Below are 2,993 nucleotides of genomic sequence, written 5' to 3' on the forward strand. Positions count from 1 at the left end.
CTTATCCAAGCATTGCCGTTTTATACCCCAAGGGGTAGATGGCTTAAGCCAGGCTAAAGGTACACCCCTTGACGGGAAAGCAGGGACAAACTACCCTATACCCCGGAGGGTAAAGATGAAGCGGACCCTTATGGTTTTCCTCCTTCTCGGCGGCCTGGCCTTGGCCCAGGCGGACGGCGCCAAGATCTACGCCCAGTGCGCGGGGTGCCACCGGGCGAACGGGCAGGGCACCCCCGAGCTCTTCCCGCCCCTCGCGGGCCACGTGGCGGAGATCCTCTCCAAAGAGGGGGGCCGGGAGTACCTCATCAAGGTTCTCCTCTGGGGCCTGCAGGGCCAGATTGAGGTGAAGGGGATGAAGTATGGCAGCAGCGGCATGCAGATGCCTGCCTACTCCGGGCGCGATGACGAGGAGATCGCCGCCGTCCTCAACCACATCGCCACCGCCTGGGGGGACGACAAGAAGGTGAAGGACTTCAAGCCCTTCGCCGCGGCCGAGGTGAAGGCCCTCCGCGACAAGAAGCTCACCCCCAAGCAGGTCTACGAGGAGCGGAAGAAGCTCGGCCTGAAGTAACCCCACCCCACGCTGGCCCAAGCCAGCACGGGGACCCCGGCAAAGGAGCCTGGGCGCTTGCCCGGGCCCTTCCGGTTTAATGGGAGGGTGCTGGAGCTTCACCTGGAAAAGGCCTTTCCCAGCTTTAGCCTCTCCGTGGGGCTCTCCATGGCCGAGGGCGAGACCCTGGCCCTTCTAGGGCCTTCGGGAAGCGGGAAGAGCACCCTGCTCAGGCTCATCGCCGGGCTTCTAAGGCCCGATGGGGGTTTCGTGCGCTTCCTGGGGGAAGACCTCACCCCCCTTCCCCCCGAAAGGCGGAAGGTGGGCTTCCTCTTCCAGGACTACGCCCTCTTCCCCCACCTCACCGTGGAGGAAAACGTCGCCTTCGGCCTGGTGGAAGCCCGCTGGCCCAAGGAGGCGCGGAAGGCCCGAGTCAAGGAGCTCCTGGAAAGGATGGAGCTCACCCCCCACGCCAGGAAGCGCCCCAAGGAACTCTCCGGCGGGGAGCAACAGAGGGTGGCCCTGGCCCGGGCCCTGGCCCCTAGGCCCCGCCTCCTCCTCCTGGACGAGCCCTTGGGGGCCCTGGACCTGAGGCTTCGGGAGGAGCTCCTCCTCTTCCTGAGGAGGACCCTCAAGGAAGAGGGCGTCACCGCCCTCCTTGTGACCCACGACCAGGGGGAGGCCTTTCTCCTCGCCCACCGGGTGGCCCTGCTGAAGGAGGGGCGGCTGGTCCAGGTGGGGAGGCCCGAGGAGGTCTACGCCCGCCCCAAGGACCTCTGGGCCGCCCGCTTCCTGGGGCACAAGAACCTCCTCTCCCCTGAGGAGAGCCAAGCTCTGGGGCTTCCCCCCAAGGCCCACCTCCTCCCCCCAAGGGCCCTCGCCCTGGGAGGCCCCCTGGAGGGGGTGGTGGAGGAGCGCCTCTTCTTCGGGCCCCGGGTGGGGCTCTGGGTGCGGGTGAAGGGGGTCAGGCTCTACCTCGAGGCCCCCGAAGGCCCAAGGGAGGGGGAAGGGGTGGGCCTCCAACTGGACCCCGCCCAGGCGGTAGCCTTGGAAGGATGAGGCTCGCCCTCCTCCTCGGGGGGCCCCTCCTGGTGACGGAGGGGCTAAGGGAAAGGCTGGAAGGTTTTCGCCTCTGGGCGGCGGACTCGGGGGCCCGGCACGCCCTGGCCCTGGGGCTTCCCCTGGAGCTTTGGCTTGGGGACATGGACTCTAGCCCCCCCTGGCTGGACCTAAAGGCCCCCAAGGAGGTGCTTCCCCGGGACAAGGACCTCACGGACGGAGAGGCCCTCTTCCGGAGGGCCCTGGAGCTTGGGGCGGAGGAGGTGCTTGGCCTTGGGGCCCTGGGGGGGAGGCTGGACCACACCCTGGCCCACCTGGAGCTCGCCTTCCTCCTGGCGGAAAGGGGGTGCCGGGTGGAGCTCACCGACGGCCTCGCCTGGGCCCTACCCCTCCTTCCCGGGGTCCACGAGCTTCCCCTGGAGCCGGGAAGCCCCTTCAGCCTCCTCCCCTTCCCCGAGGCCATCCTGGGGGTGGAGGGGGCCAGGTGGAACCTCTCCCCCACCCCTCTTCGGGCCACCACCCGCACCCTGGAAAACCAGGCCCTGGGGCCCCTAAAGGTGCGCGTGGAAAGGGGGCGGGCCCTCCTTTACCGCTTCCCTTGACAGCGGAAAAAAGGAAGGCTACACTAGCCTTTGGCGTTTGGGCCGCTAGCTCAACCGGTAGAGCAACCGACTCTTAATCGGTGGGTTACAGGTTCGAGTCCTGTGCGGCCCACCAAAGCCCCCGGGGAAACCCCCGGGGGAAGCCCTTATGATGGGGCCCATGGAGCTGCCCAAGCGGCCCCCGGACCTCCTTTCCCTGGACCTCCCCCAGGGCGAGCCTTGGGGCTACGCCCTGGCCCAGGCCCTTCTGAAAGCGCCTTGGGCTTGGCGGGCCCTCCACCCCACCCCTGGGCTTCTGGACCTGGTGCGGTGGGACCTCGAGGCCCTCTTCGCCGAGCTCCAGCGCCTTAGGGCGGAATCCCCCCTGGGAAGCCTGGGGGAGCGGCCCCCCCACCCGGCGGAGGAAGGGGCGCTAAAGGCCCTCCTCGCCCGCGACCCCGAGGCCGTGGTGGGGGTGCTCCAGGCCCACGGCCCCTGGCCCTTCGCCCTCTACCGGGCCTTCCGCTTTGACGGGGAGCTCCACCCCCTTCCCCACCCCCGCCTCCCCCGGGAGGACGAGCTCATCGGCTACGAGGCCCAGCTTCAGGCCCTCGAGGCCAACGCCCGGCGCTTCCTCTCCGCTAGGCCCGCCCTTCACACCCTCCTCTACGGGGCCCGGGGCACGGGGAAGAGCACCGCGGCCAAGGGCCTCCTCCACCTGGAGGGGGCGAGGATGGTGGAGGTGGAGAAGGGGGCCCTCCCCCGCCTCGAGGTCCTCCTGGAGAGGCTCGCCCTCCTCCCCC

Annotated in this window: 4 protein-coding genes and 1 tRNA gene; all 5 read left to right on the top strand. The window is 69.0% G+C overall.

Annotated features, from left to right (window positions below; translation table 11 throughout):
- Nucleotides 1-115 precede the first annotated feature (115 nt).
- Complete coding sequence (locus ABJK26_RS07075; protein WP_347241579.1) at nt 116-571, top strand: cytochrome c; 456 nt, start codon at nt 116-118, stop codon at nt 569-571.
- Between the two features lie 87 nt (nt 572-658).
- Nucleotides 659-1,609 carry an ABC transporter ATP-binding protein gene (locus ABJK26_RS07080; protein WP_347241580.1) on the top strand — a complete coding sequence of 317 codons (951 nt, stop codon included), beginning with the start codon at nt 659-661 and terminating at the stop codon, nt 1,607-1,609.
- Nucleotides 1,606-2,211 carry a thiamine diphosphokinase gene (locus ABJK26_RS07085; RefSeq protein WP_347241581.1) on the top strand — a complete coding sequence of 202 codons (606 nt, stop codon included), beginning with the start codon at nt 1,606-1,608 and terminating at the stop codon, nt 2,209-2,211. The genes ABJK26_RS07080 and ABJK26_RS07085 overlap by 4 nt, the downstream gene beginning before the upstream one ends.
- Before the next feature lie 39 nt (nt 2,212-2,250).
- Nucleotides 2,251-2,326, top strand: a tRNA-Lys gene (locus ABJK26_RS07090).
- Between the two features lie 33 nt (nt 2,327-2,359).
- The coding region (locus ABJK26_RS07095) for a DUF815 domain-containing protein (protein ID WP_347241582.1) at nt 2,360-2,993 on the top strand (634 nt) is incomplete at its 3' end.

This window comes from Thermus sp., assembly GCF_039793865.1.
In the GTDB taxonomy this organism is placed as follows: Bacteria; Deinococcota; Deinococci; order Deinococcales; family Thermaceae; genus Thermus.

Coding starts and splice junctions, on each gene's coding strand:
- ABJK26_RS07075 (WP_347241579.1), top strand. CDS start 116: ATGAAGCGGACCCTTATGGTTTTCCTCCTTCTCGGCGGCCTGGCCTTG.
- ABJK26_RS07085 (WP_347241581.1), top strand. CDS start 1,606: ATGAGGCTCGCCCTCCTCCTCGGGGGGCCCCTCCTGGTGACGGAGGGG.